Annotated in this window: 22 protein-coding genes and 1 pseudogene; 7 read left to right on the top strand and 16 right to left on the bottom strand. The window is 72.5% G+C overall.

The features are described from left to right. Nucleotides 1–59: 59 nt before the first annotated feature. From ABZ078_RS22145 to infC, 9 genes are all read right to left on the bottom strand, one after another. On the bottom strand, nt 60–1,400 hold the full coding sequence (locus ABZ078_RS22145) for a transcriptional regulator (protein WP_356577627.1): 1,341 nt from the start codon (nt 1,398–1,400) through the stop codon (nt 60–62). 256 nt (nt 1,401–1,656) lie between these two features. Further along, the gene (locus ABZ078_RS22140) at nt 1,657–2,733 is read right to left on the bottom strand and encodes a PP2C family protein-serine/threonine phosphatase (RefSeq protein ID WP_356577625.1); all 1,077 of its coding nucleotides are present in this window, start codon (nt 2,731–2,733) and stop codon (nt 1,657–1,659) included. Between the two features lie 215 nt (nt 2,734–2,948). Continuing rightward, nucleotides 2,949–5,462 (bottom strand): phenylalanine--tRNA ligase subunit beta, encoded by a 2,514-nt coding sequence (gene pheT / locus ABZ078_RS22135; RefSeq protein WP_356577623.1) that lies wholly within the window; start codon nt 5,460–5,462, stop codon nt 2,949–2,951. After that, on the bottom strand, nt 5,462–6,583 hold the full coding sequence (pheS, locus tag ABZ078_RS22130; RefSeq protein WP_356577621.1) for a phenylalanine--tRNA ligase subunit alpha: 1,122 nt from the start codon (nt 6,581–6,583) through the stop codon (nt 5,462–5,464). Before pheS ends, pheT begins: the two co-directional genes overlap by 1 nt. A gap of 169 nt (nt 6,584–6,752) precedes the next feature. Further along, a complete protein-coding gene (locus ABZ078_RS22125; RefSeq protein ID WP_356577619.1) occupies nt 6,753–7,889 on the bottom strand; it encodes an ATP-binding protein in 1,137 nt (378 codons plus the stop codon). A gap of 53 nt (nt 7,890–7,942) precedes the next feature. After that, on the bottom strand, nt 7,943–8,791 hold the full coding sequence (locus tag ABZ078_RS22120) for an RNA methyltransferase (protein ID WP_356577617.1): 849 nt from the start codon (nt 8,789–8,791) through the stop codon (nt 7,943–7,945). Between the two features lie 102 nt (nt 8,792–8,893). Next, on the bottom strand, nt 8,894–9,277 hold the full coding sequence (gene rplT, locus ABZ078_RS22115) for a 50S ribosomal protein L20 (protein ID WP_004002577.1): 384 nt from the start codon (nt 9,275–9,277) through the stop codon (nt 8,894–8,896). Nucleotides 9,278–9,379: 102 nt separating this feature from the next. Beyond that, nucleotides 9,380–9,574, bottom strand: a complete 195-nt coding sequence (gene rpmI / locus ABZ078_RS22110; RefSeq protein WP_007829094.1) for a 50S ribosomal protein L35 — start codon at nt 9,572–9,574, stop codon at nt 9,380–9,382. Between the two features lie 110 nt (nt 9,575–9,684). Then, complete coding sequence (gene infC, locus ABZ078_RS22105) at nt 9,685–10,341, bottom strand: translation initiation factor IF-3 (RefSeq protein ID WP_356577687.1); 657 nt, start codon at nt 10,339–10,341, stop codon at nt 9,685–9,687. A gap of 382 nt (nt 10,342–10,723) precedes the next feature. On the opposite strand from infC, the gene ABZ078_RS22100 reads away from it, so the two are divergent. After that, complete coding sequence (locus ABZ078_RS22100; RefSeq protein ID WP_356577614.1) at nt 10,724–11,089, top strand: DUF1844 domain-containing protein; 366 nt, start codon at nt 10,724–10,726, stop codon at nt 11,087–11,089. Nucleotide 11,090: 1 nt separating this feature from the next. Here the strand turns inward: ABZ078_RS22100 and ABZ078_RS22095 are convergent, their stop codons facing one another. Then, entirely contained in the window at nt 11,091–11,822 is a 732-nt protein-coding gene (locus ABZ078_RS22095; RefSeq protein WP_356577612.1) for an SseB family protein, read from the bottom strand. 143 nt (nt 11,823–11,965) lie between these two features. Between ABZ078_RS22095 and ABZ078_RS22090 the strand changes: the two are divergent. Continuing rightward, nucleotides 11,966–12,742: pseudogene (locus ABZ078_RS22090) on the top strand (serine hydrolase). On the opposite strand, the gene mycP reads toward ABZ078_RS22090, so the two are convergent. Then, nucleotides 12,730–13,911 (bottom strand): type VII secretion-associated serine protease mycosin, encoded by a 1,182-nt coding sequence (gene mycP / locus ABZ078_RS22085; protein ID WP_356577611.1) that lies wholly within the window; start codon nt 13,909–13,911, stop codon nt 12,730–12,732. The pseudogene ABZ078_RS22090 and the gene mycP overlap by 13 nt on opposite strands. Next, entirely contained in the window at nt 13,908–15,473 is a 1,566-nt protein-coding gene (locus ABZ078_RS22080; protein ID WP_356577609.1) for a hypothetical protein, read from the bottom strand. Before ABZ078_RS22080 ends, mycP begins: the two co-directional genes overlap by 4 nt. Before the next feature lie 766 nt (nt 15,474–16,239). On the opposite strand from ABZ078_RS22080, the gene ABZ078_RS22075 reads away from it, so the two are divergent. Continuing rightward, complete coding sequence (locus tag ABZ078_RS22075) at nt 16,240–17,442, top strand: amino acid deaminase/aldolase (RefSeq protein ID WP_356577607.1); 1,203 nt, start codon at nt 16,240–16,242, stop codon at nt 17,440–17,442. A gap of 269 nt (nt 17,443–17,711) precedes the next feature. Here ABZ078_RS22075 and ABZ078_RS22070 read toward each other — a convergent pair whose 3' ends face one another. The 3 genes from ABZ078_RS22070 to ABZ078_RS22060 are packed head-to-tail and all read right to left on the bottom strand — an operon-like array spanning nt 17,712 to nt 21,263. Further along, nucleotides 17,712–18,503: a 3-oxoacyl-ACP reductase gene (locus tag ABZ078_RS22070; RefSeq protein ID WP_356577605.1), complete on the bottom strand. Its 792-nt coding sequence runs from the start codon at nt 18,501–18,503 to the stop codon at nt 17,712–17,714. 7 nt (nt 18,504–18,510) lie between these two features. Next, on the bottom strand, nt 18,511–19,890 hold the full coding sequence (locus tag ABZ078_RS22065; RefSeq protein WP_356577603.1) for an aldehyde dehydrogenase family protein: 1,380 nt from the start codon (nt 19,888–19,890) through the stop codon (nt 18,511–18,513). A gap of 8 nt (nt 19,891–19,898) precedes the next feature. Next, nucleotides 19,899–21,263 (bottom strand): glutamine synthetase family protein, encoded by a 1,365-nt coding sequence (locus ABZ078_RS22060; protein ID WP_356577602.1) that lies wholly within the window; start codon nt 21,261–21,263, stop codon nt 19,899–19,901. An 85-nt stretch (nt 21,264–21,348) separates the two neighbouring features. Between ABZ078_RS22060 and ABZ078_RS22055 the strand changes: the two genes are divergently transcribed. From ABZ078_RS22055 to ABZ078_RS22045, 3 genes are all read left to right on the top strand, one after another. Continuing rightward, on the top strand, nt 21,349–22,095 hold the full coding sequence (locus tag ABZ078_RS22055) for an FCD domain-containing protein (RefSeq protein WP_356577600.1): 747 nt from the start codon (nt 21,349–21,351) through the stop codon (nt 22,093–22,095). Nucleotides 22,096–22,266: 171 nt separating this feature from the next. Then, nucleotides 22,267–23,712, top strand: coding sequence for an ethanolamine permease (eat, locus tag ABZ078_RS22050; RefSeq protein ID WP_356577599.1), 1,446 nt, complete (start codon nt 22,267–22,269; stop codon nt 23,710–23,712). Between the two features lie 36 nt (nt 23,713–23,748). Beyond that, nucleotides 23,749–24,423, top strand: coding sequence for a gamma-glutamyl-gamma-aminobutyrate hydrolase family protein (locus tag ABZ078_RS22045; protein WP_356577685.1), 675 nt, complete (start codon nt 23,749–23,751; stop codon nt 24,421–24,423). Between the two features lie 29 nt (nt 24,424–24,452). Here ABZ078_RS22045 and ABZ078_RS22040 read toward each other — a convergent pair whose 3' ends face one another. Next, complete coding sequence (locus tag ABZ078_RS22040; protein ID WP_356577597.1) at nt 24,453–25,376, bottom strand: LysR family transcriptional regulator; 924 nt, start codon at nt 25,374–25,376, stop codon at nt 24,453–24,455. A 70-nt stretch (nt 25,377–25,446) separates the two neighbouring features. On the opposite strand from ABZ078_RS22040, the gene ABZ078_RS22035 reads away from it, so the two are divergent. Continuing rightward, a complete protein-coding gene (locus ABZ078_RS22035; RefSeq protein WP_356577595.1) occupies nt 25,447–26,574 on the top strand; it encodes a TDT family transporter in 1,128 nt (375 codons plus the stop codon).

Genomic DNA, 26,574 nt, shown 5'->3' with positions numbered 1-26,574 from the left:
GGCAATATCGCAGCAGGGACTATGAAGGTGTCTGTGTACGAGTACCAGCCTGCACCGGCCTAAAGCGGTACGCGCAGCGCCCCGTCGATGAGTTCGGCGGCCTCGGCCGTGCCGGCGCAGCCGCTGCGCACCAGGTGTTCGCGTACCGCCCGGAGTCTGTCGCGCAGGCGCTGGGACTCCATTCCGCGGGCCTGCTCGGCCATCTGCACGGCGGTGGCCACCGCCTTGTCGGCGTTGCCCTGGCGCAGCTCGATCGTGCTGAGCATGGCCAGCCGGTGCACCCGGCCCCGGTCGTGGGCGGGATTGTCGACGGCGGCCGCGGCGTGCTCCGCCGCGGCCGTCAGTTCCCCGAGGCTGAGCAGCGCCTCCGCCACCTGGACGTTGACGAGCCCGGGCTGGACATAGCCCGTCTCGTCGGGCTCGTATCCGCGGCGGATGCGTTCGGCGGCCTGCTCGGCACGCTGGATGCAGGACAGGGCGCTCGTGCCGTCGCCGAGGTGGGCGTACGCCTTCGCCTGCATCGCGTACAGGTCGGAGGCGAGCGCCGGGGTGATGTGCTTGCCGGCGGCCCGCAGCGCGGCCTCCGCGAAGGCGACGGCCTGCCGGAACTCCCGCATGAACAGCGACTGGTTGACCAGCAGCGCGATCACGTACGCGCCGAGCCCCCGGTCCCCGCTCGCCTTCGCGAGTCGCAGCGCCTGGTGGAAGTAGCGCTGGGCCAGCCCGTGCGCGTCGGAGTCGTACGCACAGATGCCGGCGACCGCCACCAACCCACCCGTGGCGCGATGCAGTTGGCGGCCCGTGGCGTCGGTATAGCTGCCGCGCAGCAGCGGGGCGGCCTCGGCGTTGAGGAAGCCGACGATCCGGGTGCGGGTCGCTATGCCGCCCGCCTTGCGGTACATCTGCTCGTAGTGGGTGCGCGCGGCACGCAGCATCTCGATGTCGCCTGGGGTGACCTGGTGCCGGCCACCGCGCGAGACGTCGACGTCCTCGGGCGGGTTCTCCCACTCCCACACGGGCATGACGGCGGGCGTGCCCGTGACCGCGGGTGCGCCCAGGATGTGCGGCCGCTGCTGCTCGTCGGAGCGCCACAGGGCGGTGGCCCGTTCCACGAAGCCGGACAGCGAGGTGGCGTGCGCGGTGGACGGTTCGCCGGGTACGCCCAGGCCGATGTCGTCGAGCGTGACGGTACGGTGCAGCCGGCCGGCGAGCACCTCGCAGATCAGGTCGGGCACCTGGCCACGTGGCCGCTGGCCCTTCAACCACCGTGCGACCGCGGTGTGTTCGTATCTCAGCGCGAGCCCGCGCGCCCGCCCCGCCTGGTTCACGTGTGCGGCCAGTCCCGCGTGCGAGATCCCGGCCTCGTCCAGGATCGCGTCGAGCAGAGTGTTGGGCTGCATGGATGCCCCCCGGGTGGCTCGGTGCCGTCAGAGTAGTGCGAACCGCTTCACACGGGGTGTGAACGGAGTGCCCGAATCCGCAGCGTGCGCGCGCTGTTGCGGAGAGTTCCGAACCGGTTGACTGAAATGCCTCGCAAGAGGCCGGCCGGGCCGCCGGCTCCCCCTCGTACAGTGCGGCGGCCCGCCTCCGCGCCGTCCGCCCAGCTGCCTGCCCGACACTCCGTGGCGGGGCGGACGGCGACTGAACGCCGTGGCGCTACCGGTGGTTCGTCGGCTGCGGGTTGTGGGGGGTTGCTCGCGCGGTTCCCCGCGCCCCCAGAGGTTGGCCGCACTGCAGTCTGGTCCGGTCGTTCCGCAGGACCAGGAGCGCCATGTCGTCTGCCGGTCGTCCTCTTGTGTGGCGGAGGAGGGCCGTGAAGAGGGTGCTCAGGATCGTCTGGGGAGTGATCGGATCGTGGTGTACGACGCCGATGAGCGCCGCCTCCAGGGAAAAGAACCGGCCTCTCGCGTCTCTCGCGTCCTCGACACCGTCCGTGTACAGGACCAGGGAGTCGCCGGGGAGAAGGGAACCGCAGGGCAGCGGGGTCAGTTCGGCGGGGAGCGGGAACGGGCCGAGGGGCGGTAGCGGATCGGCGCGGGCGAGCGGGCCGACGCTCGTGCCGCTCAGCAGGTACGGCCAGGGGTGACCGCAGTTGAGGGCGGTGATCTCGCCGTCCCTGCCGATCTCCAGGAGCAGGACGGTGACGAACTCCTCGGCGACCGGGGTGTCGGGTTCCAGACCGGAAGCGGGGTGCTCGTCACGGGCCCGCTCGCGCAGGTGCCGGGCCAGGGCCCGGTCCAGTCTGCGCAGCACGCGGCCCAGGTCGGGTTCGTCGTGGACGGCCTCGCGGAAGCTGCCGAGGATCGCGGCCACCGTGCCCAGGGCGGCGATGCCATGGCCGCGTACGTCGCCCATCACCGCCCGCAGGCCGTGCTCGGTGGCGATGACCTCGTACAGGTCGCCGCCGACACAGGCGCTGCGATCCGCGGAGAGCTGGGCGGCGGCGACGTTCAGCCCGTCGATGCGCGCGGGCAGCGGCCGCAGCAGCGCGCTCTGCGCGGCACCGGCGACCTTGCGGACCTGCCGCAGCTCACGCAACAGTGCCTGCCGGACGTGGACGATCAGCCCTGTCCCCACGGCGAAGAAAACGGCGCTGGTGACGACCCGCGCACCGAGGCTGTCCTGCTGCGCGAGTGGGCAGGCCAGCTTGTACGTGATCGCCATCGCGCCCCAGGCGGTGGGCAGCCCCATGGCCAGCACCTTGCGGGGAACCCGAGCCTTGATGCGGAACATGCCGATGGCCCCCCAATAGGCCCTGACAACGCAGACGGACCGGCCTCGAAAAGCCGGTCCGATTCTGTCGAGAGATGACCCGGAAGTACCGGATCACCCAGAGAAGTCACCCTATTGAGTGAGGTGACTGCAACGCGCCCCAAAGGGGCGCGGGGAACTGCGCGACAAGCCACGACGAACCCGCAGCCGGCGAGCCACCCAGTCCCCCACGGCGATCAGCCCCTCAGCACCGCTCCCGTACGCTCGCCCGCCAGGGCAACCGCGGCATCCCGGGCAGCCGAAGCCTCATCGACGGTCAGCGTCCGGTCACCCGCACGGAAGCGCAGTGCGTACGCGAGCGACTTCTTCCCGTCACCCAGCTGCTCGTCATTGACGTACACGTCGAACAGCCGGATGCCCTCAAGGAGTTCACCCGCCCCTTCACGCAGCGCGGCCTCGACCTCGGCGGCCGGCACCGGCTTGTCGACCACGAGGGCGACATCCTGCGTGGCAACGGGGAACGTGGAGATGTTCGGCGCCTGGGGCGTGCCGTCCCCGACCTGCTCCAGGGCGTCCAGGTCCAGCTCCATCGCACAGGTGCGCCCGGGCAGACCCAGCGCCTTGAGCACCCGCGGGTGCAGCTCACCGGCGTGACCGACGACCCGCTCGGCGCCTGCCACGGTGATCGCCAGCTCGGCGCACCGCCCGGGGTGCCACGGCCCGTACTGTCCGGCCCGCACGATCAGCTCGGCCCCGGCCTCCCGCGCGACGACACGCGCCGCCTCGACGGCGTCGGCCCAGTCGGCCGGACGGCCCTTGCCCCACCAGCCTGCCTGCTCACGCGCACCGGCGAGGACGACCGCGACGTGCCGGGGCTGCTCGGGCAGCACGGCGTTCAGCGCGGCGAGCTCCTCGTCGGTGGGACGCCGGTCGACGGGCAGGTGCCCGGCGACGCCGCGCTCCTCACCCGGCTGGAAGACCAGGCCCGTCTCGAACAGCGCCAGGTCGTGCGAACCCCGGCCGTCGTTGCGCCGCAGCGCGCCGAGCAGCCCCGGCAGCAGCGACGTACGCAGCGCGGGCTCCTCGTCGTTGAGCGGGTTGACCAGCTTGACGACACGGCGGGCCGGGTCGTCGGCCGCCAGGCCGAGCTGGTCGAAGACCTGCTCGCTGACGAAGGGGTAGTTCGGCGCCTCGACGTACCCGGCCCCGGCCAGCGCGCGGCCGACCCGGCGGTGCAGCCGCTGGCGGTGGGTCAGGCCCCGGCCGGACGGCGGCTTGGGCAGCGTGGAGGGCAGGTTCTCGTAGCCCTCCAGGCGGATGACCTCTTCGGCCAGGTCGTTAGGCTCCAGCAGGTCGGGACGCCAGGACGGCACGGTGACGATGAGCTCGTCCTGCCCGTACACGTCGCAGCCGATCTCCTGCAGTCGCCGTACGACGGTCTCGCGGCCGTACTGGACGCCCGCGACCTTGTCCGGGTGGTCGGCCGGGGCGGTGATGGTGTGCGGCGCGGACGGCGTGATGACCTCGGTGACACCCGCCTCCGCCGTACCGCCCGCCAGCAGCACCAGCAGATCCACCGTCCGCTGGGCCGCGGCGGCGGCGGCCGCCGGGTCGACGCCGCGCTCGAAACGGCGGGACGCCTCCGACGACAGCTTGTGGCGGCGGGCCGTGCGCGCGATGGCGACCTGGTCGAAGTGGGCGGCCTCGATGACCACATCCGTCGTCGCGTTCTCGACGTCGTCGTGGTCGGCGATCTCGGTGTTGGCGCCGCCCATGACGCCCGCGAGGCCGATGGGGCCGCGGTCGTCGGTGATGACGAGGTCCTCGGCGTGCAGCTTGCGCTCGACGCCGTCGAGGGTGACGAGCTTCTCGCCCTCGGCCGCCCGGCGGACGCCGATGGTGCCCTGGACCAGCCCCCGGTCGTAGGCGTGCAGCGGCTGGCCGAGCTCCATCATCACGTAGTTGGTGATGTCGACGGCGAGCGAGATCGGGCGCATGCCGACCTTCTGCAGGCGGCGCTGCAGCCAGATCGGGGAGCGCGCCTCGGGGCTCAGGCCGGTCACCGTGCGGGCGGTGAAACGGTCGCAGCCCATCGGGTCGGAGACCTGCACCGGGTAGCCGAAGGCGTTCGGGCCGGGCACGTCGAGGAGCGCCGGGTCGCGCAGCGGCAGGCCGTAGGCGATGGCGGTCTCGCGGGCGACGCCGCGGATGGACAGGCAGTCGCCGCGGTTGGCGGTGACGGCGATGTCCAGGACCTCGTCGACCAGCTCAAGGAGCTCGATGGCGTCCTTGCCGACCTCGGTCTCCGGCGGCAGCACGATGATGCCGTGGGTGCCGTCGTCGCCCATGCCCAGCTCGTTGCTGGAGCAGATCATGCCGTGCGAGACACGGCCGTAGGTCTTGCGCGCGGCGATCGCGAAGCCGCCGGGCAGCACGGCGCCCGGGAGGACGACCACGACCTTGTCGCCGACCTGGAAGTTGCGGGCGCCGCAGATGAGCTCCTGGGGCTCGCCGGTGCCGTTGGCCATCCCGACGTCGACGGTGCAGAAGCGGATCGGCTTCTTGAACTCCGTCAGCTCCTCGATCGTCAGCACCCGGCCGACGACGAGCGGGCCCTTGAGGTCGGCGCCGAGCTGCTCGACGGTCTCGACCTCCAGACCTGCCGAAATGAGCTTGGCCTGGACGTCTCGGCCGGTCTGAGTCGCCGGCAGGTCGACGTACTCCCGCAGCCAAGAAAGCGGGACCCGCATCAGATCTCCATCCCGAACGGCCGGGTGAACCGGACGTCACCCTCGACCATGTCTCGCATGTCTTCGACGTTGTGGCGGAACATCAGCATCCGCTCGATGCCGAACCCGAAGGCGAAACCGCTGTACTTCTCCGGGTCGACGCCGCAGGCGGTGAGCACCCGCGGGTTGACCATGCCGCAGCCACCGAGCTCGATCCAGCCTTCGGAGGAGCAGGTGCGGCAGGGCCGGTCGGGGTTGCCGACGGACTCGCCGCGGCAGACGTAGCACACCATGTCCATCTCGGCGGACGGCTCGGTGAACGGGAAGAAGTTGGGCCGCAGCCGGGTCTTCATGCCCTCGCCGAACAGCGACTGGACCATGTGGTCCAGGGTGCCCTTGAGGTCGGCCATGGTCAGGCCCTCGTCGACGGCGAGCAGCTCGACCTGGTGGAAGACCGGGGTGTGCGTGGCGTCCAGCTCGTCGGTGCGGTACACGCGGCCGGGGCAGATCACGTAGACCGGCAGTTCGCGGTCGAGCAGGGAGCGGATCTGCACGGGCGAGGTGTGGGTGCGCAGCACGACGCCGGACTCGGAGCCGCCGTCGGGGCCCTGCACGAAGAAGGTGTCGGCCTCGCCGCGGGCGGGGTGGTCCGGGCCGATGTTGAGGGCGTCGAAGTTGAACCACTCGGCCTCGACCTGCGGGCCCTCGGCGACCTCGTAGCCCATGGCCACGAAGATGTCCTCGATGCGCTCGGACAGGGTGGTGAGCGGGTGGCGGGCGCCGGACGGTACGCGGTCGTAGGGCAGCGTGACATCCACGGCCTCCTCGACCAGCACGCGCTGGTCCCGCTCGGCCTCCAGCTCGGCCTGGCGGGCGGCGAGGGCCTTGTTCACCGCGCCGCGGGCCTGGCCGACGCGCTTGCCGGCCTCGGCCTTGGCGTGCGGGGGCAGGGCGCCGATCTCGCGGTTGGCGAGGGCCAGCGGGGAGGCGCCGCCGGTGTGGGCGACCTTGGCCTCCTGGAGCGCGTCGAGGGAGTCCGCAGCGGCGAAGGCGGCGAGCGCCTCGTCCCGCATGCGCTCGATCTCTTCTGGTTTCAGTGCCTCGACCTCGACAGGGTCGTACGACTTATTCGGTGCCGACATCTCTTCCCGTGCTTCCGGTTGGCTGGCGGATGGTCCCCGTACCGACTCGTGGACAGTGCGTCAGCGTTTTTGGGACACAGCGTCCTGGTTTTTGGGACACAAAGGTGCCAAAGGCCGAGTCTAACGGGGTTGAGGTGAGCGAATGCGCCCGTGGGGCTCGGGCCGGTTCTCAGGTGAGATACGCCGGTGCCGCCACGGGCAACGTAAATCGGAACTGCGCGCCGCCGCCGGGGGCGCGGCCGACCTCGATGGCGCCGCCGTGCGCCTCGACGATGCCCTTGACGATGTAGAGGCCGAGTCCGGTGCCGCCGCGCTTGCTGCCCCGCCAGAAGCGGGTGAAGACGCGGTTCATGGACTCCTCCGGGATGCCGGGCCCCTCGTCGCTCACGGTGACCGACGTGCCGGTGTCCTCGCCCTCGCGGGGGGACGCCGTGGCCGTGACGTCAATGGTGACCGTTCCGTCGCCGTGCCGCACGGCATTTTCGATGAGGTTGCTGAGCACCTGGTCGATCTTGTCGGGGTCGGCCCACAGGTCGGGCAGCGGCTGCTCGACGCGGAGCAGGAACCGGTCGGCGGGCTGTCCCGCGGCGACGTACGCCTGGATGTGCCGTCCCACGGCCGCGCCGATGTCGACGGGCTGGCGCCGCACCTCCAGTCGCCCGCTGTCGATCCGTGAGATGTCGAGCAGCTCGGCGATGAGCCGGGTGACGCGGTCGGCGTCGGCGTCGACGGTCTCCAGCATCAGCCGCTTCTGGTCGTCGGTGAAGCGTGCCCACTTGGCGAGGAGGGTGGCGGTGAAGCCCTTGACGGAGGTGAGCGGCGAGCGCAGCTCGTGCGCGACGGTGGCGATCAGCTCGGCGTGAGAGCGCTCGGTGCGGCGGCGGGCCTCGGTGTCGCGGAGCGAGACGACGACTCGGCGGACGGGCCCGGTGGGCTCGCCGCGGACGTAGCGCACCGAGACGAGCACCTCCCGGCCGCCGGGGAGGAGGAGGTTGCGCTCGGGCTGCCGTCGGCGAATGGCGAGGCCGCCGTACGGGTCGGTCAGCTGCCACCAGCGCCGCCCGTCGAGGTCCTCTAATGGCAGGGCCTTCTCCAGTCGCTGTCCGAGGGCGTCGGCGGCGGGGACGGCGGTGATGCGCTCGGCGGCGGCGTTGAAGCAGATGACGTGCCCGTGCTCGTCGGCGACGACGAGGCCGTCGGGCAGGTCGTCGGGATCGATGCCGAGCTCGGCGAGATCACCGGGACAGGACGCGGAGGGCCGCCGCACCTCCGGTGCCCCCGGTGCGCTGCTCGTGCCGACACTCATCCCCGTACCCCACCTCTCACGACGGCTGAGGGGCCCCCGAGCTGGTCACCCTACTAGCTCTCGGTGACGGTGCGGCACCCTCCGGAGGCGCGCTGCGCACGGGCCGACGCATACAGACATACGGCGGCGGCGGTCGCGAGGTTCAGGCTCTCGGCCTTCCCGTGGATCGGCACGCGCACGACGGCGTCGGCCAGCGCGCGGGTCTCCTCCGGAAGCCCCCATGCCTCGTTCCCGAACACCCACGCGGTCGGCCCGCCCATGGTCCCCTGGTCCAGCTCGTCGTCGAGGTCGTCCGTCCCCGCCCCGTCGGCGGCGAGGATCCGCACCCCCGCGTCCCTCAGTCCCGCCACGGCCCGCTCGACGGGGACACCGACCGCGACGGGCAGATGGAAGAGGGAGCCCACGGAGGCCCGTACGGCCTTGGGGTTGTACAGATCGACGGACGCGTCGGTGAGGACGACGGCCTCGGCCCCGGCGGCATCGGCGCACCGCAGCACGGTGCCGGCGTTCCCGGGGTCGCGCACATGCGCGAGGACCGCGACGAGCTTGGGCCGGGCGGCGAGGATCTCCTCGAACGGTGTGTCGATGAACCGGCAGATCCCGACGAGCCCCTGCGGCGTGACGGTGGTGGAGATGTCGGTGATGACCTGCTCCGCGGCGAGGTGCACCCGGGCGCCGGCCGTCCGGGCCTCGCCGATGATGTCGGCGTAACGCTCCGCCGCCTCGACGGTCGTGAACAGTTCGACGAGCGTGGACCCGTACGCCGCCGCCTCCCGCACCGCCTGCGGCCCCTCCGCGAGGAACAGCCGCTCCTTCCCCCGGAAGTTCCGCTTGGCCAGCCGCCGGGCGGCGGAGACGCGGGGGGATCGGGGGGAGATCAGCTCGGGGCTGACGGAGGGCATGACGGTCACCTTGGAGTTCTGGAATTCACGGATACAGCAGAACCCGCAGGCCGCCTGGGCCTGCGGGTCCCTTCAGTCACGTCGGCCTGGAGCCGAGGAGCGTCACGCCGCCTTGGGAGCGTTGACGTCGCTCGGCAGCGCCTTCTGCGCCACCTCGACCAGCGCCGCGAAGGCGCCCGCGTCGTTGACGGCCAGCTCGGCCAGGATCTTGCGGTCGACCTCGACGTTCGCGGCCTTCAGACCCTGGATGAAGCGGTTGTACGTGATGCCGTTGGCGCGGGCAGCGGCGTTGATGCGCTGGATCCACAGCTGGCGGAAGTCACCCTTGCGCTTCTTGCGGTCGTTGTAGTTGTAGACCAGCGAGTGGGTGACCTGCTCCTTGGCCTTGCGGTACAGGCGCGAACGCTGACCGCGGTAGCCGGAAGCCTGCTCGAGGATCGCCCGGCGCTTCTTGTGGGCGTTGACTGCCCGCTTGACGCGTGCCACTTGTTAACTCCTTGTAGCGGGGCCGTGGTTGGACTCACACGACCCGGTATCGATTGGGTCCCGGTCAGAGATCAGGCGCGAGAGAGAACCGCGCGCCCGATGTCACTTGCCGAGAAGCTTCTTGATCTTCTTGGCGTCGCCCGGGGCCATCTCGGCGTTGCCGGTGAGGCGACGCGTCAGACGGGACGACTTGTGCTCGAGCAGGTGGCGCTTGCCGGCGCGCTCACGGAGCACCTTGCCGGAGCCGGTGACCTTGAAGCGCTTGCTGGCACCGCTGTGCGACTTGTTCTTCGGCATAGCGCCGTTCTCTCCTCGTAGATGGCGTTCCGGTGCCCGGTCGTGAAACCGGGCACGGTGGAACGTCGCTCTTGTATCGGTTACGTCCTGGGGACTGGCGTCCCCCGGGATCACGCCTCGGCTGAAGCCTCGGCAGGGACCTCGGTCTCCACGGCGTTCTCGGAGTCCGCGGCGTTCTGCGACTTGCCGGGGTTGGCCTTCGCTTCTGCCTTGCGGGCTTCCTGCGCCTGGCGGGCCTCGGCCATCGCCTCGGTCTTCTTCTTGTGCGGACCGAGAACCATGATCATGTTCCGGCCGTCCTGCTTCGGGTTCGACTCGACGAAACCGAGGTCCTGGACGTCCTCCGCGAGACGCTGCAGCAGTCGGTAGCCCAGCTCGGGCCGGGACTGCTCGCGACCACGGAACATGATCGTGATCTTGACCTTGTCGCCCTGCTTGAGGAACCGGACGACGTGACCCTTCTTGGTGTCATAGTCGTGCGGGTCGATCTTCGGCCGGAGCTTCATCTCCTTGATGACCGTGTGCGCCTGGTTCTTGCGCGCCTCACGGGCCTTCATGGCCGACTCGTACTTGAACTTCCCGTAGTCCATGAGCTTGCACACGGGCGGACGGGCGTTCGCCGCGACCTCGACCAGGTCCAGGTCGTACTCCTGCGCAAGCTCCAGGGCCTTGGCCAGCGGGACGATGCCCACCTGCTCGCCACTGGGACCGACAAGTCGCACCTCGGGAACGCGAATCCGGTCGTTGATGCGGGGCTCGGCGCTGATGGATCCTCCTCGGTTAGCACCACGCGACCGTCTGGCGGACAGCCACGTACGTCTGTTTTCGTAAGACCTAACCGCGCCGAAGCACAAAAAATGCCCCGGACGATCACAGGCGGGGCTCCAAGCACTACCGGAGCACCGCCGCGATGACCGCGGGGCGCGATTTCGGGCGACTCCATCGTCCGTACGGAACGATGGTGGCCGCCTGACCGGGTGACCCGCCGTCCCGGAGGACAGTCAGGTGGGAGATCGGAGCCTCCACTTGTGGGCCGGTCCCTGATGATTCTCGGTGGTGCTCATGGGTGTCCGGCCGGTCGTCACACCAGGTTAGCAGCTACCCGGGGGTGGTGCTAATCCACGTACGCCGGGGCCTATCGTGTGGGACATGAGTGACACCCCCGCTGAATCCCCCGAGTCTCCCGACTTCGACGAGATGACCCGCGACATCGCCGAGGTCCCCGCCGTCGAGGTGATCGTGACGGTCGCCGTCAACCTGATGAGCGCCGCCGCGGTGAAGCTCGGGCTGACCGAGGAGGGTGACAAGTACAAGGACCTGGACGAGGCCCGCAAGCTGGTCACCGCCCTCGCCGGACTGCTGGACGCGAGCACGACCGAGATCAGCTCCTTCCACGCAGCCCCGCTGCGCGACGGCCTGAAGTCGCTCCAGCTGGCCTTCCGCGAGGCGTCGATCGTCCCGGACGAGCCGGGTCAGGGGCCGGGCGAGAAGTACACCGGCCCCGTCTACGGCTAGGTCACCCGCGGAGGTACAGGGGCTCGCCCGGTGGCGTCGCCTCGGTCGGCAGCAGTGCCAGGTCGAGGCCGCGCACCAGGCGGGCCCTCAGTGTTTCGTCGGCGGCGAGGCGCTCGGCCACCGCCCGCGCGGCCCGGGCCGGGGGCACGGCCGGATCCAGTACGAGGGCGAGGGTGCCGTCGGCCTGACCGGGGCCGAGGTGGGCGCGCACGACCGCGGGCTCGGCGGCGACGGCGGCGCGGACGGCCGCCACGACGGCCGGGTCGGTGAGCGGGTCCGTTGTCGTACGGCCCTCGGCGAGCGCGAGCAGCGCGCGCCCCGTCAGCTCGTACGGCACCGGTCCGGCCAGGTCCAGCACGATCGTGTCCGCCTTCTCGTGCGCCGCCGCCTGGAGGGCCTGGTGCAGGGGTACGGCGACGGGGCGGGCCGCCGGGTCCCAGCGGGCGAGGGCGTCGGTGGACGTGAAGGCGGGCAGGGCGGTGCGGGCGCCGGCCTTCAGGGTGGGTACGGCCATGTCGCTGGTCTTCTCGCGGCGCAGCCCGTTCTCGTCCTCCTCGACCTCGCCGAGCACGGCCACGACGGGGACGAGCAGCCGGGCGTCCTTGAGCGCCGCCAGGACGGGGCCCTCGGCGGTGCGGTCCTCGGCCCAGGCGGCGAGCGCGGCGCTCAGCCGGGGGTCGGCGGAGCCGTCGTCCTCGGAGAAGGGAGAGTCGGGGATGTTCTTGTTCGCCACGGTCACCGACCCTATCCGGGGGACGCCGCCGCGCTCGTGCGGCCCCGGGTACGTGGAAGGCGTCGGTCTCGGCGAGCGAGGAGGCTTCGGTGGAACCTGTGGCGCGGCCGGCCGTGGACCACGACGAGCCGCCGGCGGCGGCCATGGAGGCGGTGGAGGTCCCGGACGGCGCCGAGGTGGCGGTGGCCGTGCTGGACGCGGAGTCGGGTGCGAGCGCCTCGTACGGCGACGGCAGGTTCGACACGGCGAGCATCGTGAAGGTCGACATCCTGGCGGCGCTGCTGCTCCGGGCGCAGGACGAGGGGCGGCGGCTGACGGCGGTGGAGAAGTCGTACGCGACCGCGATGATCGAGCACAGCGACAACGCCTCCGCGTCGGCGCTGTGGCGGACGATCGGGCAGGCGGACGGGCTCGATGCCGCGAACGAGCGCTTCGGGCTCACGCGGACCGAGGGCGGCGACGGGACGCTCTGGGGGCTGACGCAGACCACGGCCGTCGATCAACTCAGGTTGTTGCGATAGGTGTTCGGAGAGGACTCGGAGCTGGACGAGGCTTCGCGGACGTATCTGCGAAGGCTCATGGGGCAGGTGGCGGAGGGGCAGCGGTGGGGGGTGTCGGCGGCGGCCGACGGCTCCGGGTGGGCGCTGAAGAACGGCTGGCTGCCGCGTACGGCGACCGGGCTGTGGGTCGTCAACAGCGTCGGGCGGGTGACGGTCGACGGCCGCGGCTACCTGGTGGCCGCGCTGTCGAAGGGCAACGCGACCTGGGCGGCGGGGATCTCGCTGGTCGAGGGCGCCGCGGTCGCGGCGGTCGCGGCGGTCGCGGCGGTCGCGGCGGTCGCGGCGGTCGCGGCGGCGTCGGTGTCCGCCACGGCATCGTCGCAGCCGCCGGGTCCAGGCATCCCGGGTCAGAAGTCGTAGCGTTCGCGGCGGCCGCGCAGCACCACGACCGCCGAGATCAGCAGGACGCCACCGGCGCCGCCCGTGAGCACGGCGGTCCAACTCGTCGCGTCGTCGTCCGACGCGGCGGCGTCCGGACCCGGGCCGAAGTACTTCTCGCCGTACGCCGCCGGCTTCAGGTCGCCGGGCTTGATGCGGGCGGCTTCCTTGATGGCGGCCGCGGGATCGATGAAGCCGTAGCCGCGGGAGTCGTCGCGGCCGTCGGCGGGGGCGTCGCGGGCCGTGTCCTCCAGGAGCTTCTTGATCTGGGCCGGGGTCAGGCCGGGGTGGGCGGCCTTGATGAGGGCCACCGCTCCGGAGACGAAGGCGGCCGCGGCGCTGGTGCCCCAGCCCTCGTAGTACTTGTGGTCGGGGTCGGCGATGACGACGTCGACGCCGGGGGCGCTGACCGTGGCGTACCAGCGGCGGGTGGAGAAGGAGGCGCGGGTGCCGAAGCGGTCGACGGCGGTCGCGGCGATCACGCCGGGGTAGGCGGCCGGGTAGGAGATGCGGTCGCCCTTCTCGCCGCCGTTGCCGGCCGAGGCGACGACGACGGCGCCCTTCCTCAGGGCGTACTGGACGGCCTCGTCCTCGCCGGCCTCGGGGTGGGCGGACTTGGAGTCGTCGCCGAGGGAGAGGTTGATGACGTCGGCGCCGTGGTCGGCGGCCCAGCGGATGCCTTCGGCGAGGGCGTTGCCACGGGTGCTGCGGGCCTTGGCGCGGGCGGGGTCGCCGTCCTCGAGGATGACGCGCACGGGGAGGATCTTGGCCTCCGGGGCGACGCCCATCACGCCGTCGCCGTTGCCGGCGCCGTGTCCGTGGCCGGCGATGATGCCGGCCATCGCGGTGCCGTGCCGGGCCCAGACTCGGTCACCGCGCTCGGCCCCGAAGCCGACCATGTCCTTGCCGTCGAGGACGTTGCCGGCGAGATCGGGGTGGTCGGCGTCGACGCCGGTGTCGAGGACGGCGACGGTGACGCCCTCACCCTTGGTGGTCTGCCACGCCTCCTGGGTGTGCATGGCGCTCAGGGCCCACTGCCGGGCGCGTATCGAGTCGGCGTGCGCGACGGTGGGCGGCAGGAGGGCGAGACAGGCGCCGAGGAGGACGGCGAGGGGGCCGGTCCGTCGGTGCATGAGGCTGCCGGTGTTCATGACGACTGCTCCGTGGACGGGCCGACGTTCTTGCGCAGGGCGCGTTCGACGCGGTCGGCGAGGCCCCGCGCCTCGTGGCCGAGGCCGGCCTGGGCGACGGCCGCGGTGGCGCCGGACCGCATGGCCTCCTCGGCGGGCTCGGGGTCGTCGACGGTGCGGTCGTCGGCCCAGCCGGAGACGGCGTAGACGACGACGGGGGCGTCGGTGAGGACGGAGACGGTCCAGGAGGCGCGCTGTCCGTCGCCGAATCCGGCGGCCAGGGTGGCCTTGGGGGCGTACGGGCGGGGCATGAGGTCGGTGCGGCGGTCGAGGCCCTCTTTGGTGAACCGGGAGTCGAACGAGCGCATGGCGGCCGCGTCGGCCTCGGTGAACAGCAGGCCGACGGTGGTGACGTAGCTCTGGGTGGCGTCGATGTAGGTGGCGCGCAGGAGGCGCTGGCAGCCGACAGGGGCGAGGGCCTTGCGCAGCAGCGGGTCGAAGGCGTCGGCACAGCCGGTGTCCGGGGCGACGGCGATCCGCGTCCAGGTCCGGTCGGCGCCACCGGGTCCGGCGCCCTTTCCGCTCACCGTGGGCGGGAACAGCTTGTCGACGGGGGCGCTGTGCCACAGGCCGCCGGCTGCGGCGAAGGTGTCCCGCGCGCCGCCGTCGCCCGGTTCCCCGACCAGCCAGCTGCCGGTCACGGCACCGCCGATGAGCCCGAGCCCGAGCACCACACAGGCGGCGGCGACCGCGATCCGGGGCCGGAACCGCACCCCGAGGGGGCGCGGTCGCACCTGCTCGTCGTATCCCTCGGGCTCCCCGAACCACACGACGGGCCGTCCGGCGCCCGGGGTCCCGCCCGGCGCCATGGGGGCGCTCCAGGAGAGGGAGGGGTCCGGGGTGAACGGCGCCGAGCCGTGACCGTTCGGGGACTGCTCCGTGGCGCGGGAGGGTCCGGTGGGCCGGGCGGCGGGGTCGCCGGGTGGGGAACTGGGACGGGTCGTCGGCTGCGCCGGCATGGCGGTGGCGCCCTGGGCGGGTCCGGTGCTCGGCCGGGGCGACGGCTCCTTGGGGACCGGGGGGACCGGACGGAGCCGGAAGGTGGTCTCGGCGGCGGTCTCGGCAGGGGCGCCCGTGCGGCGCGGCGTCGCGGGCCGCACGGCCGGGCGGGGCGGTATGCCGCCGGGCGCGGCCTGTCCGGCGCTCTCCTGCCGCAACGATCCGCCACCTTCCCTGCGCCCGGCGTCGTCGGCCGCCCGCCCGGCCGCGGGCGGCACGTCGGGGAAGCGGGCCGAGGCCCGGGGCGGGGGCGGGGCGGCGAGGGGCGGAGTGGGAGACGGGGACGACGAGGACGAGGACGAGGGGGCACCGGAGCCGCCGCCTGCGCCCGCGGACCCGGCGGCGTGGGCGCCGTCGGAGGCGGCGCCACTGCTCCTCGGTGACGGCACGGCACCCGAGCCGTCCGCGCCCGGGGAGCCGGCCCAGGCACGCGGATCACGGGGGCCGGCGGCGAGGCCGTTCGATTCCGGGGGCGCGGCCGCCCTGCCACGTACGGACGGACGACCGGCCGAGCCGGGCCTCACGCCGACACCACCACGCACCGCCCCCTCGGACACCGAGCCCGCCCCACCGTGCCCCGATCCCTCGGGCGCCGAGGCCGTACCAGTACCACCGAATACCAGCCCTCCGGGCGCCGGGCCCGTTCCCCCACGTACCGATCCTCCGGGCGCCGAGCCCGAGCCACCACGCACCGACCCTCCAGGCACCGACCCCGCACCACCACGCACCGATCCCCCGGGCACCGAGCCCGTACCGCCAGGCACCGATCCCTCCGGCATGGAGCCCGGCCGACTCCCGACACCGCCAGGCATCGAGCCCTCCGTTCGCGAGCCCTCGGCGGGCAGCCGCATGGCCTGGGTGCCCCGGGCGTCCGCCGCCTCACCGTGGGTGGCGGGCGGCCTCGGCGGCTCCGTCGGCACGGGTGGGGTCGTGGGGCTGGGCGGGACGGCGGGCGGTGGGGGCGTGGTCGGGCGTGGGGGAACGGGGGCGCGGCGCGCTTCCGTGCTCATGCACCCCCCGTTTCCTCATGTCCGGGCCCGTGCTCGTACGCGGGCCGTCGTTGCGTGGTCCGTCTGCCCGGCCCGGCGCGGACTCCTCCGCCCAGGCACGCATACCCGCACGGGTGGAGTGTCATCCCGGCGCGGCGAACCGGCCGAGGGCGTTCCACACATGCGTGCGCGTCACTCTACGGGTTGATCCCGGGCGAACGGGAACCAGTCCACGCCCCCGTGTGCATCTGCCCGGAACATCCCCCTACCCTGCGGTAATCCTGCATGGCAGGCTTCGTTCATGACTGCGCGCGCCGCCGACCGGGCCCGTTACGACCGGGCCACCGCCCATCTCGACGCCCCACTCGCGATCGTGGACCTGGACGCCTTCGACGCCAACGCGGACGACCTGGTCCGCCGCGCCGGCGGCAAGCCGATCCGCCTCGCCAGCAAGTCCGTCCGCTGCCGGGCCCTGCTGGAGCGGGTGCTCGCGAAGGACGGGTTCGCGGGCATCATGTCCTTCACCCTCGCCGAGTCCCTGTGGCTGGCGCGCTCCGGGTTCGACGACGTCCTGCTCGCCTATCCGTCCGCCGACCGTGCCGGGTTCGCCGAGCTCACCGGTGATCCGAAGCTCGCCTCCGCCGTGACCGTGATGATCGACGATCCGGCGCAGCTCCGGTTCATCGACGACGCCCGGGACGGGGGCCGCGAAGTGGTGCGCGTCTGCCTGGAGTTGGACACCTCGCTGAAACTGCTGGGCGGGCGCGTGCGCGTCGGCGCCCGGCGCTCGCCCCTGCACTCCCCCGCCCAGGTCGCCGACATGGCCCGTGTCGTCGCCCGGCGGCCGGGATTCGAGGTCGTGGGGATCATGGCGTACGAGGGACACATCGCCGGTGTCGGGGACGCCGTGCCGGGGCGGCCGCTGCGGTCGCGTGCCGTGCGGCTGATGCAGGCCACCGCGCGCCGCGAACTCGCGGAGCGGCGGGCCGAGGTGGTGCGGGCCGTGCGCGCGGTCGTGCCGGGGCTGGAGTTCGTCAACGGCGGCGGGACGGGCAGTGTGCAGCACACGGCCGCCGAGGACTGCGTCACCGAGATCGGGGCCGGGTCGGGGCTGTATGTGCCGCGGCTGTTCGACAACTACACGTCCTTCAGCGGGCGTCCGGCCGCGCTGTTCGCCCAGCCGGTCGTGCGGCGGCCGGGGGTCGGGGTGGTGACCGTGCTCGGCGGCGGGTATCCCGCCTCGGGTGCGGCCGGGCCGGACCGGCTGCCGGTGCCGTACCTGCCGGAGGGGTTGCGGTACGACCCCCAGGAGGGGCCCGGCGAGGTGCAGACGCCGCTGCTCGGTTCCCCCGCCGACGATCTGCTCATCGGCGACAAGGTGTGGTTCCGGCACGCCAAGGCGGGTGAGCTGTGCGAGCGGTTCGAGACGCTGCACCTCGTCGAGGGCGACTCGGTGACGGCGACCGTGCCGACGTACCGGGGCGAGGGCCACACGTTCCTGTAGCTCAGGCGACGGAAACCGGACGCCTTGGGCGAGGCGGTCCGTGTCGGCCGTCGGCGGCCCGTCCTCCCGCGTCGAAGACGTGGCGGACGATGAGACGGTGACCGGCGCTCCGGTGCCGACGCGGGACGGGCAGGCGAGGAACTGGACGTGACCGCCCGGTCCCTTCGCCGTCCTGACCCGCCGGCGCACGAAGCAGCCGGCGCGGCCCGCCACCGGGACCGGGCCGGACTCCGCGACCTGGTGGGACTCCATACCGCCGAAGGGCGGCCCTACAGAGGCGTGACGTACGCCCCTGAGATTCCGCCGTCGACCAGGAAGTCGGTGGCGTTCACGAAGGAGGAGTCGTCGCTGGCCAGGAAGGCGACGGCGGCGGCGATCTCTTCGGCCTCGGCGAACCGGCCGACCGGGATGTGGACCAGGCGACGGGCGGCGCGCTCGGGGTCCTTGGCGAACAGCTCCTGGAGGAGGGGGGTGTTGACCGGGCCGGGGCACAGGGCGTTGACCCGGATGCCGTCGCGGGCGAACTGCACGCCCAGTTCCCGGGACATGGCCAGGACTCCGCCCTTGGAGGCCGTGTACGAGATCTGCGAGGTCGCCGCGCCCATGCGGGCCACGAAGGACGCCGTGTTGATGATGGAGCCCTTGCCCTGCTGCCGCATGTAGGGGATGGCGGCCTTGCAGCACAGGTAGACGGAGGTGAGGTTGACCTCCTGGACGCGCTTCCACGCCTCCAGGCCGGTTTCCAGGATGGAGTCGTCGTCGGGCGGCGAGATGCCGGCGTTGTTGAAGGCGATGTCGACGCTGCCGTAGGTGTCGTACGCCGTCCTGAACAGCGTCTCGACCTGCTCGGGGTCGGTGACGTCGACCTTCACGAAGATCCCGCCGACCTCCTCGGCGGCCGCCTTGCCGCGCTGCTCGTCGACGTCGCCGCAGACGACGTGGGCGCCCTCGGAGGCGAGGCGGCGGGCGGTGGCGAGGCCGATGCCGCTGCCGGCTCCGGTGATGACAGCCGTGCGGCCCACCAGGCGACGGCAGATGATTCCCTCGGTGTTGTCGGTCATGAGCGGCTCAGGCCTCCGTGCTGATGAAGACGTTCTTGGTTTCGGTGAAGGCGGTCAGGGCGTCCGGGCCCAGCTCGCGGCCGATGCCGGACTGCTTGAAGCCGCCGAAGGGGGTCCAGTAGCGGACGCTTGAGTGGGAGTTGACGGACAGGTTGCCGGCCCGGACCGCCTGGGAGACGCGCAGGGCGCGGCCGACGTCACGGGTCCAGATGGAGCCGGAGAGGCCGTAGTCGGTTGCGTTGGCGAGGGCCACGGCCTCCGCCTCGTCCTCGAAGGGGAGGACGACGGCCACGGGTCCGAAGACCTCCTCGACGGCCACGCGCGCGTGCGGGTCGACGCCGGTGAGGACGGTGGGCGGGAACCAGAAGCCGGGGCCCTCGGGAGCCTTGCCTCGGATGGCGTCCGCGTCCGCGTCGACGTACGAACGCACCCGTTCCAGTTGGGCCTTGGAGATCAGCGGGCCCATCTGCGTCCGCTCGTCGGCCGGGTCGCCGACCAGGACCGACTCGATCGCGGGAGCGAGGAGGTCGAGGAAGCGGTCGTAGGCGGAGCGCTGGACGAGGATGCGGGTGCGGGCGCAGCAGTCCTGGCCGGAGTTGTCGAGGAAGGACATGGGGGCGGCTGCCGCGGCGGCTTCGAGGTCGGCGTCGGCGAAGACGATGTTGGGGCTCTTGCCGCCGAGTTCGAGGGTGACGCGCTTCAGGAGCGCCGAGCCCTTGGCCAGCACCTGCTTGCCCACGACCGTCGACCCGGTGAAGACGATCTTCGCGACGCCCGGGTGCTCGACGAGGGCGTTGCCCGCGACGGGCCCATGGCCGGGCAGCACCTGGAACAGGCCCTGCGGGAGTCCGGCCTCCAGGGCGAGTTCGGCGAGCCGCAGGGCGGTCAGGGGGGTCGTCTCGGCGGGCTTGAGGAGGACCGCGTTGCCCGCCGCGAGCGCCGGGGCGGTGCCCCAGGCCGCGATCGGCATCGGGAAGTTCCAGGGGGCGATGACGCCGACGACGCCGAGGGGTTCGAGGATCGTCACGTCCAGGCCGCCGGGCACGGGGATCTGCCGGCCGGTCAGCCGCTCCACTCCCCCGGCCGCGTAGTCGAGCAGATCGCGGACGTTGCCCGCCTCCCAGCGGGCGTTGCCGACGGTGTGACCGGCCTCCCGGACCTCCAACTCGGCCAGCTCATCGAGGTGTTCGTCCACCTTCACGGCGAAGCGGCGCAGCAGCCGGGCGCGTTCGCCGGGCGCGAGGGCGGCCCACCCGGACTGGGCCTTCGTGGCCCGTACGACGGCGGCGTCCACGTCGGCGGCGGTGGCGGCCGGGATGGTGGCGACGATCTCCTCGGTGGCGGGGTTCAGTACGTCCAGGACGTGCGGTACGTGCTCGGAAGACAACAAGGGCCTCACATGCGTTCGAAGGAGCGGCGCAGCTCCCAGTCGGTCACCGCGGCGTCGAAGGCGTCCAGCTCGACGCGCGCCATGTTGCGGTAGTGGGCGACGACCTCGTCGCCGAAGGCGGCCTTGGCGATCGGGCTGTTCTCCCACAGTTCGGCGGCCTCGCGCAGCGTCGTGGGGACGTGCGGGAAGCCGGCGGTGTAGGCGTTGCCGGGACAGGGCTCGGGCAGCTCCAGTTTCTGCTCGATGCCGTGCAGGCCGGCCGCGACCAGTCCGGCGACGGCGAGGTGCGGGTTGACGTCGCCGCCGGGGAGCCGGTTCTCGAAGCGCAGGGAGCGGCCGTGGCCGACGACGCGCAGGGCGCAGGTGCGGTTGTCGTGGCCCCAGGCGACGGCGGTCGGGGCGAAGGAGCCCGGCTGGAACCGCTTGTAGGAGTTGATGTTGGGGGCGTAGAGGAGGGAGAAGTCACGCAGCGCGGCCAGCTGCCCGGCGAGGAAGTGCCGCATGACCTGCGACATGCCGCCTTCGCCGTCCCCGGCCATGGCGTTGCCGCCGTCGGCGTCGGCGAGGGAGAGGTGGATGTGGCAGGAGTTGCCCTCGCGCTCGTTGTACTTGGCCATGAAGGTGATCGAGACGCCCTCCTGGGCGGCGATCTCCTTGGCGCCGGTCTTGTAGATGGCGTGCTGGTCGCAGGTGACCAGGGCCTCGTCGTACCTGAAGACGATCTCGTGCTGGCCGGGGTTGCACTCGCCCTTGGCGGACTCGACGATGAGGCCGGCGGCCGCCATCTCGTTGCGGATGCGGCGCAGCAGGGGCTCGATACGGCCGGTGCCGAGGACGGAGTAGTCGATGTTGTACTGGTTGGCGGGGGTGAGACCCCGGTAGTTGGCGTCCCAGGCCTGCTCGTAGGTGTCCTTGAAGACGATGAACTCCAGTTCCGTGCCGACGTTGGCCGAGTAACCGTGCTCGGCGAGGCGCTCCAGCTGGCGGCGCAGGATCTGGCGGGGCGCGGCGGCCACCGGTGAGCCGTCGTTCCAGGCGAGGTCGGCGACCAGCATGGCCGTACCGGCGTTCCAGGGGACGCGGCGGAGCGTGGTCAGGTCCGGGTGCATGGCGAAGTCGCCGTAGCCGCGGTCCCAGGAGGACATGGCGTAGCCGTCGACGGTGTTCATGTCGGTGTCGACGGCGAGGAGGTAGTTGCAGCCCTCGGTGCCGTGCCGGAGGACCTCGTCGAGGAAGAACCGGGCGGCGAACCGCTTGCCCTGGAGCCGCCCTTGCATATCGGGGAAGGCCAGGACGACAGTGTCGATCTCACCGCCGGCGACGAGGGCGTGCAGCTCCTCGACGCTCAGCGGGGGTGTGCGGTCTGCCACGGGAGAGCCTCCTTGGGCCACTTCGGTCAGCCGGGAGCCATAAGGTATTGCCCAGGACCATTGATTGGGAAGGGGGTCCGGCCACATGTCGCAGGCAGGCACGGAGCACGGGGCGCCCGGGGCCGACGACCGGCTGACGTCGGTGCTGCGGCCGGTGCGGGCGGGCAACGGTTTCGAGGAGGCGCTGGAGCAGATCCTCCAGGTCGTCCGGCTCGGCCTGGTGCCGGGTGGGGAGCGGTTGCCGGCGGAGCGCGAGCTGGCCGACCGGCTGGGGATCAGCCGGGTGACGCTGCGCGAGGTGCTGAAGGTGCTCCAGGACCAGGGTCTGGTGGAGTCGCGGCGCGGGCGCTACGGCGGCACGTTCGTGCTGCCGCGCCCCGAGACGCCGGGCGAGGAGGAGCTGCGCCGCCGCCTGAAGGACATCGACGTCGAGGACACGCTGCGCTTCCGCGAGGTGCTGGAGGTGGGCGCGGCCGGGCTGTGCGCGGCGCACGGGCTGGACGACGACCAGGCCGACCGGTTGCGCGAGGCCCTGGCACGCACGCACGACGCCCCGCTCGCCGAGTACCGCCGCCTGGACACGCTGCTGCACCTGACGCTCGCCGAGCTGTCCGGCTCCCCCACGCTCACCGCCCAGTACGCGGCCGTCCGCGCGACCGTCAACGACCTGCTCGACTGCATCCCGCTCCTGGTACGCAACCTGGAGCACTCCCAGCGGCAGCACACCGCCCTGGTGGAGGCCGTGATCGAGGGCAACGCCGAGTGCGCGCGGGAGATCATGCGTGAGCACTGCGGGGGCACGGCGGCGTTGCTGCGCGGTTTCCTCGGCTGAGGGTGCCAAAGCCCTGCGGGGGGCAGGATTTACGGGCGATTAACGCACGGGTATTGCCTTCCGGCGGCCCGCACCGCAAAGGTATGCATCCACTCCATTGAACCGGGGGCGCGGTCGACCCCACCGCGCCCGGACGGTTCCGTGTCCGCCGCCCCGTGGGGAGCCGTGCCCATGTCCCAGGAATCCACCAGCACACCCGCCGCCGGAGAGGCGGACGACTACCTGGAGCGCAGAGCGCTCCGCCGCGGCAGCGCCGGCTGGGTGCTGCTGACCGGCCTCGGTGTCGCCTACGTCGTCTCCGGCGACTACTCCGGCTGGAACTTCGGCCTGGCCGAGGGCGGCTTCGGGGGCCTGGCGATCGCCATGGTGCTCATGGGCGCGATGTACGCGTGCATGGTCTTCGCCCTCGCCGAGCTGTCCTCGATCCTGCCGACGGCGGGCGGCGGCTACGGCTTCGCCCGCCGGGCGCTCGGCCCCTGGGGCGGCTTCCTGACCGGTACGGCGATCCTCATCGAGTACGTCCTCGCGCCCGCCGCCATCGTCATCTTCATCGGCGACTACGTCGAGTCGCTGGGCCTGTTCGGCCTGGAGTCCGGCTGGCCGATGTACCTGGTCTGCTTCGCGGTCTTCCTCGGCATCCACCTGTGGGGCGTCGGCGAGGCGCTGCGCTTCAGCTTCGTCGTCACCGGCATCGCGGTGGCCGCCCTGGTCGTGTTCGCGCTGGCGGCGCTGCCCGACTTCTCCTTCGGCTCGCTGGACGACATCCCGGTCGACCCGTCGGCGGCCGGGTCGAGTTCCTGGCTGCCGTTCGGCCTGCTCGGCATCTGGGCGGCGTTCCCCTTCGGGATGTGGTTCTTCCTGGGCGTCGAGGGCGTGCCGCTGGCCGCCGAGGAGACCAAGGAGCCGGCCCGCACGCTGCCGAAGGCGATCCGCTGGTCGATGGGCATTCTGGTGGTGCTGGCGGTGGTCACGTTCGTCGCGGCGGCCGGGACGCGCGGTTCGGCCGCGATCCAGGAGGCGGGCAACCCGCTGGTGGAGGCACTCCAGCCGGACGGCGAGGCGACGACCCTGAGCCGGATCGTGAACTACGCGGGCCTCGCGGGTCTCGTGGCGTCGTTCTTCTCCCTGATCTACGCGGGCTCGCGCCAGTTGTTCGCCCTGTCCCGAGCGGGCTACCTGCCCCGCTTCCTGTCCCTCACCAGCCGCCGCAAGGCGCCGTACCTGGGCCTGCTCGTACCCGGCACGATCGGCTTCCTGCTGGCGGCGGCGTCGGGCGACGGTGCCCGCATGCTGAACATCGCGGTCTTCGGCGCGACCATCTCCTACGCGCTGATGTCCCTCTCCCACATCGTCCTGCGCCGCCGCGAGCCGGAGCTGCCGCGGCCGTACCGTACGCCCGGCGGGGTGCTGACCTCCTCCGTCGCCCTGGTGCTGGCCTGTGCGGCGCTGGTGGCGACGTTCCTGGTGGATGTGACGGCGGCGTTCATCGCGCTCGCGGTGTACGTCGTGGCCCTCGCCTACTTCGGCCTGTACAGCCGTAAGCGGCTGGTGGCGAAGGCGCCGGAGGAGGAGTTCGCGGCGCTGGCGGCGGCCGAGGCAGAGTTGGCACGGGACTGAGGTGTCGAGTGTGAGGGAGTTGCTGTGACCAGGCCGTTGATCGGGGTCAGCACCTATCTGGAGTCCGGTGCGCGCTGGGGCGTGTGGGAGCTGGACGCCGCGCTGCTGCCCGCCGGCTACCCCCGGCTGGTGCAGCGGGCCGGCGGCCTGGCCGCGATGCTTCCGCCGGACGACCCGGCGCACGCGGCGGCGGCCGTGGCCCGGCTGGACGGGCTGGTCATCGCGGGCGGCCCGGACGTCGAGCCGGTCCGCTACGGCGCGCGGCGCGAGCCGCGGACCGGGCCGCCGGCACGGGAGCGGGACGCGTGGGAGCTGGCCCTGATCGAGGCGGCGCTCGCGGCGCGGGTGCCGCTGCTCGGCATCTGCCGTGGCATGCAACTGCTGAACGTCGCCCTGGGCGGCACGCTCGTCCAGCACATCGACGGGCACGCGGAGCAGGTGGGCGTCTTCGGCGACCACACCGTCAAGCCGGTGCCGGGCAGTCTGTACGCCGGTGTGGTGCCGGAGGAGACGTCGGTGCCGACGTATCACCATCAGGCCGTGGACCGCCTCGGCGAGGGACTCGCCCCGTCGGCGTACGCGGCGGACGGGACGGTGGAGGCGGTGGAACTGCCGTCGTCCGCGGGCTGGGTGCTGGGGGTGCAGTGGCATCCGGAGATGGGGGAGGATCTGCGGGTGATGCGGGGGTTGGTGCGGGCCGCGGGTGGTTGAGGGCGGCGGTGGCGAGGCGGGGCGAGGCACTACCCCCGCGTCAGCGACAGCAGGTCCCTGGCCGGGCCCACCGGCCGGTGCCCCGTCGGCCACACCGCCCGCAGATCCCGCGCCAGCGACACGCCGGCCACCGGCACGCTCACCAGACGCCGCATCGACAGTTCCTCACCGACGGCGAGTTCGCTCAGCACCGCCGGCCCCGCTCCGCTCACCGCGGCCGCCTTCACCGCCGTCGTCGACGACAGCTCGATCAGCGGACGGGCCAGCCCGCCCAGCGCCGCGTCGAGGACCTGACGGGTCCCCGAGCCCTCCTCGCGCAGGATCAGCGGCGTGGCCGCCAGTTCCGGGGCCTCCAGCGGGCTGCGGCGACGGGACCAGGCGTGGCCCGGCGCCGTCACCACGATCAGGTTGTCGTGGGCGATGACGACCGAGTCCAGCCCCGTCGGGACCGTCAGCCCCTCCACGAACCCGAGGTCCGCCTCGTCCGCCAGCAGCCGCTCCGCCACCGCCGCGGAGTTCCCGGCGAGCAGCGACACCGCCGTGTCGGGGCGCTGGGCCCGCAGTGCGAGGAGCCAGCCCGGCAGCAGGTACTCCGCGATCGTCATGCTCGCCGCCACCCGCAGCCGCGAGTCACGCCGGTCCCGCAGGGCCTGCGCACCCGCGTCGAAGGCCTCCGCGGCCTCCACGATGCGCCGCGCCCAGTCCGTCACCAGCGCCCCGGCGTCCGTGAGCCGCGAACCCCGCGGTGACCGGTCCACCAGCGCCACCCCGAGCTGACGCTCCATCGACCGGATCCGGCTGCTCGCGGCCGGCTGGGTGATCCCCAGCTCACGCGCCGCCCCGCCGAGACTGCCGAGCCGCGCCACCGCGAGCAGCAGCTCCAGCGCGCCGAGATCCGGGACCCGATGCGCCAGCGCTCCCACCCGAAACTGCCCCTCCGCCGCCTCTGTCATAAGCCCAGTTTATGTGGCCATAGAGGCAAACTCCCTGGTGGGGCCGAGGACCCTCGGCCACGCTGCGGACATGGTCACCGCCGTCCGTCATCTCGGACCCCACTGGTACGCCTCCGTCATGGGCACCGCCGCCGTCGCCACCGCCGGATCCGTACTGCCGGTCCACGTCCCCGGCCTGCGCACCGTCTGCACGGCCGTCTGGGCGCTCTCCCTCGCCCTTCTCGTCGCCCTGCTCGGCGCCCGCGCCCTGCACTGGACCCACCACCGTGACCAGGCCCGCGCCCACCTCCTCGACCCGGCGACGGCGCCCTTCTACGGCTGCCTGTCCATGGCCCTGTCGGCGGTCGGCGGCGGTGCCGTGACCGTCGGCCGGGACTGGATCGGCACCGGGGCGGCGGTCGCGCTCGACGCCGTGCTGTTCGGCGCCGGTACGGTCGTCGGGCTGGCGGCCGCCGTCGCCGTCCCGTACCTCATGGCCGTACGCCATCGCACGGAACCGTCCCAGGCCACGCCCGTATGGCTGCTGCCGCTCGTCGCACCCATGGTGTCCGCCGCCCTCGGCCCGCTCCTGGTACCGCATCTGCCGCCCGGGCAGGCGCAGGAGACGCTGCTCCTGGCCTGCGTGGCGATGTTCGGCCTCAGCCTGCTCGCCACGCTGCTGATGCTGCCGCTGGTCTTCGCCCGCCTGGTCACCGGCGGGCCGCTGCCCCTCGCCCTCACCCCGACCCTGTTCCTGGTGCTGGGTCCGCTCGGGCAGTCCACCACCGCCGTCGGCGCGTTCGCGGACGCCGCTGCGGGCGTGGTGCCGGCCCCGTACAGCGAGGGCTTCGGCGTTCTCGCCGTCCTCTACGGCGTGCCCGTCATGGGCTTCGCGCTGCTGTGGTTCGGACTCGCCACCGCGCACGTCCTGCGCGCCCGCCGGCACGGCATGGGATTCGCGATGACGTGGTGGGCCTTCACCTTCCCGGTCGGCACCTGTGTCACCGGCGCCGCGGCACTGGCCCGGCACACCGGGCTGGTCGTCTACGACTGGCTCACGATCGGCCTGTACGGCGTCCTGGCCGGCGCCTGGGCCACCGCCGCGGCCTGCACCGCCCGCGGGCTCCTCAACGGCGCCCTGCTCGCAGCGCCCCACACACCACCATCCCCGGCCCCTCGCCCAACGACGGCCCGTACCACGTCAGGCGCCGCGCGCTGA

It is taken from the genome of Streptomyces sp. NPDC006385 (genome assembly GCF_040612485.1).
Lineage (GTDB): Bacteria > Actinomycetota > Actinomycetes > Streptomycetales > Streptomycetaceae > Streptomyces.
The sequence above is the reverse complement of the archived record's forward strand: the minus strand, read 5'-3'. Positions and strand labels throughout refer to the sequence as shown.

Coding starts and splice junctions, on each gene's coding strand:
- ABZ078_RS22145 (WP_356577627.1), bottom strand. CDS start 1,400: ATGCAGCCCAACACTCTGCTCGACGCGATCCTGGACGAGGCCGGGATC.
- ABZ078_RS22140 (WP_356577625.1), bottom strand. CDS start 2,733: ATGTTCCGCATCAAGGCTCGGGTTCCCCGCAAGGTGCTGGCCATGGGG.
- pheT (WP_356577623.1), bottom strand. CDS start 5,462: ATGCGGGTCCCGCTTTCTTGGCTGCGGGAGTACGTCGACCTGCCGGCG.
- pheS (WP_356577621.1), bottom strand. CDS start 6,583: ATGTCGGCACCGAATAAGTCGTACGACCCTGTCGAGGTCGAGGCACTG.
- ABZ078_RS22125 (WP_356577619.1), bottom strand. CDS start 7,889: ATGAGTGTCGGCACGAGCAGCGCACCGGGGGCACCGGAGGTGCGGCGG.
- ABZ078_RS22120 (WP_356577617.1), bottom strand. CDS start 8,791: ATGCCCTCCGTCAGCCCCGAGCTGATCTCCCCCCGATCCCCCCGCGTC.
- rpmI (WP_007829094.1), bottom strand. CDS start 9,574: ATGCCGAAGAACAAGTCGCACAGCGGTGCCAGCAAGCGCTTCAAGGTC.
- ABZ078_RS22100 (WP_356577614.1), top strand. CDS start 10,724: ATGAGTGACACCCCCGCTGAATCCCCCGAGTCTCCCGACTTCGACGAG.
- mycP (WP_356577611.1), bottom strand. CDS start 13,911: ATGAACACCGGCAGCCTCATGCACCGACGGACCGGCCCCCTCGCCGTC.
- ABZ078_RS22075 (WP_356577607.1), top strand. CDS start 16,240: ATGACTGCGCGCGCCGCCGACCGGGCCCGTTACGACCGGGCCACCGCC.
- ABZ078_RS22070 (WP_356577605.1), bottom strand. CDS start 18,503: ATGACCGACAACACCGAGGGAATCATCTGCCGTCGCCTGGTGGGCCGC.
- ABZ078_RS22055 (WP_356577600.1), top strand. CDS start 21,349: ATGTCGCAGGCAGGCACGGAGCACGGGGCGCCCGGGGCCGACGACCGG.
- eat (WP_356577599.1), top strand. CDS start 22,267: ATGTCCCAGGAATCCACCAGCACACCCGCCGCCGGAGAGGCGGACGAC.
- ABZ078_RS22040 (WP_356577597.1), bottom strand. CDS start 25,376: ATGACAGAGGCGGCGGAGGGGCAGTTTCGGGTGGGAGCGCTGGCGCAT.
- ABZ078_RS22035 (WP_356577595.1), top strand. CDS start 25,447: ATGGTCACCGCCGTCCGTCATCTCGGACCCCACTGGTACGCCTCCGTC.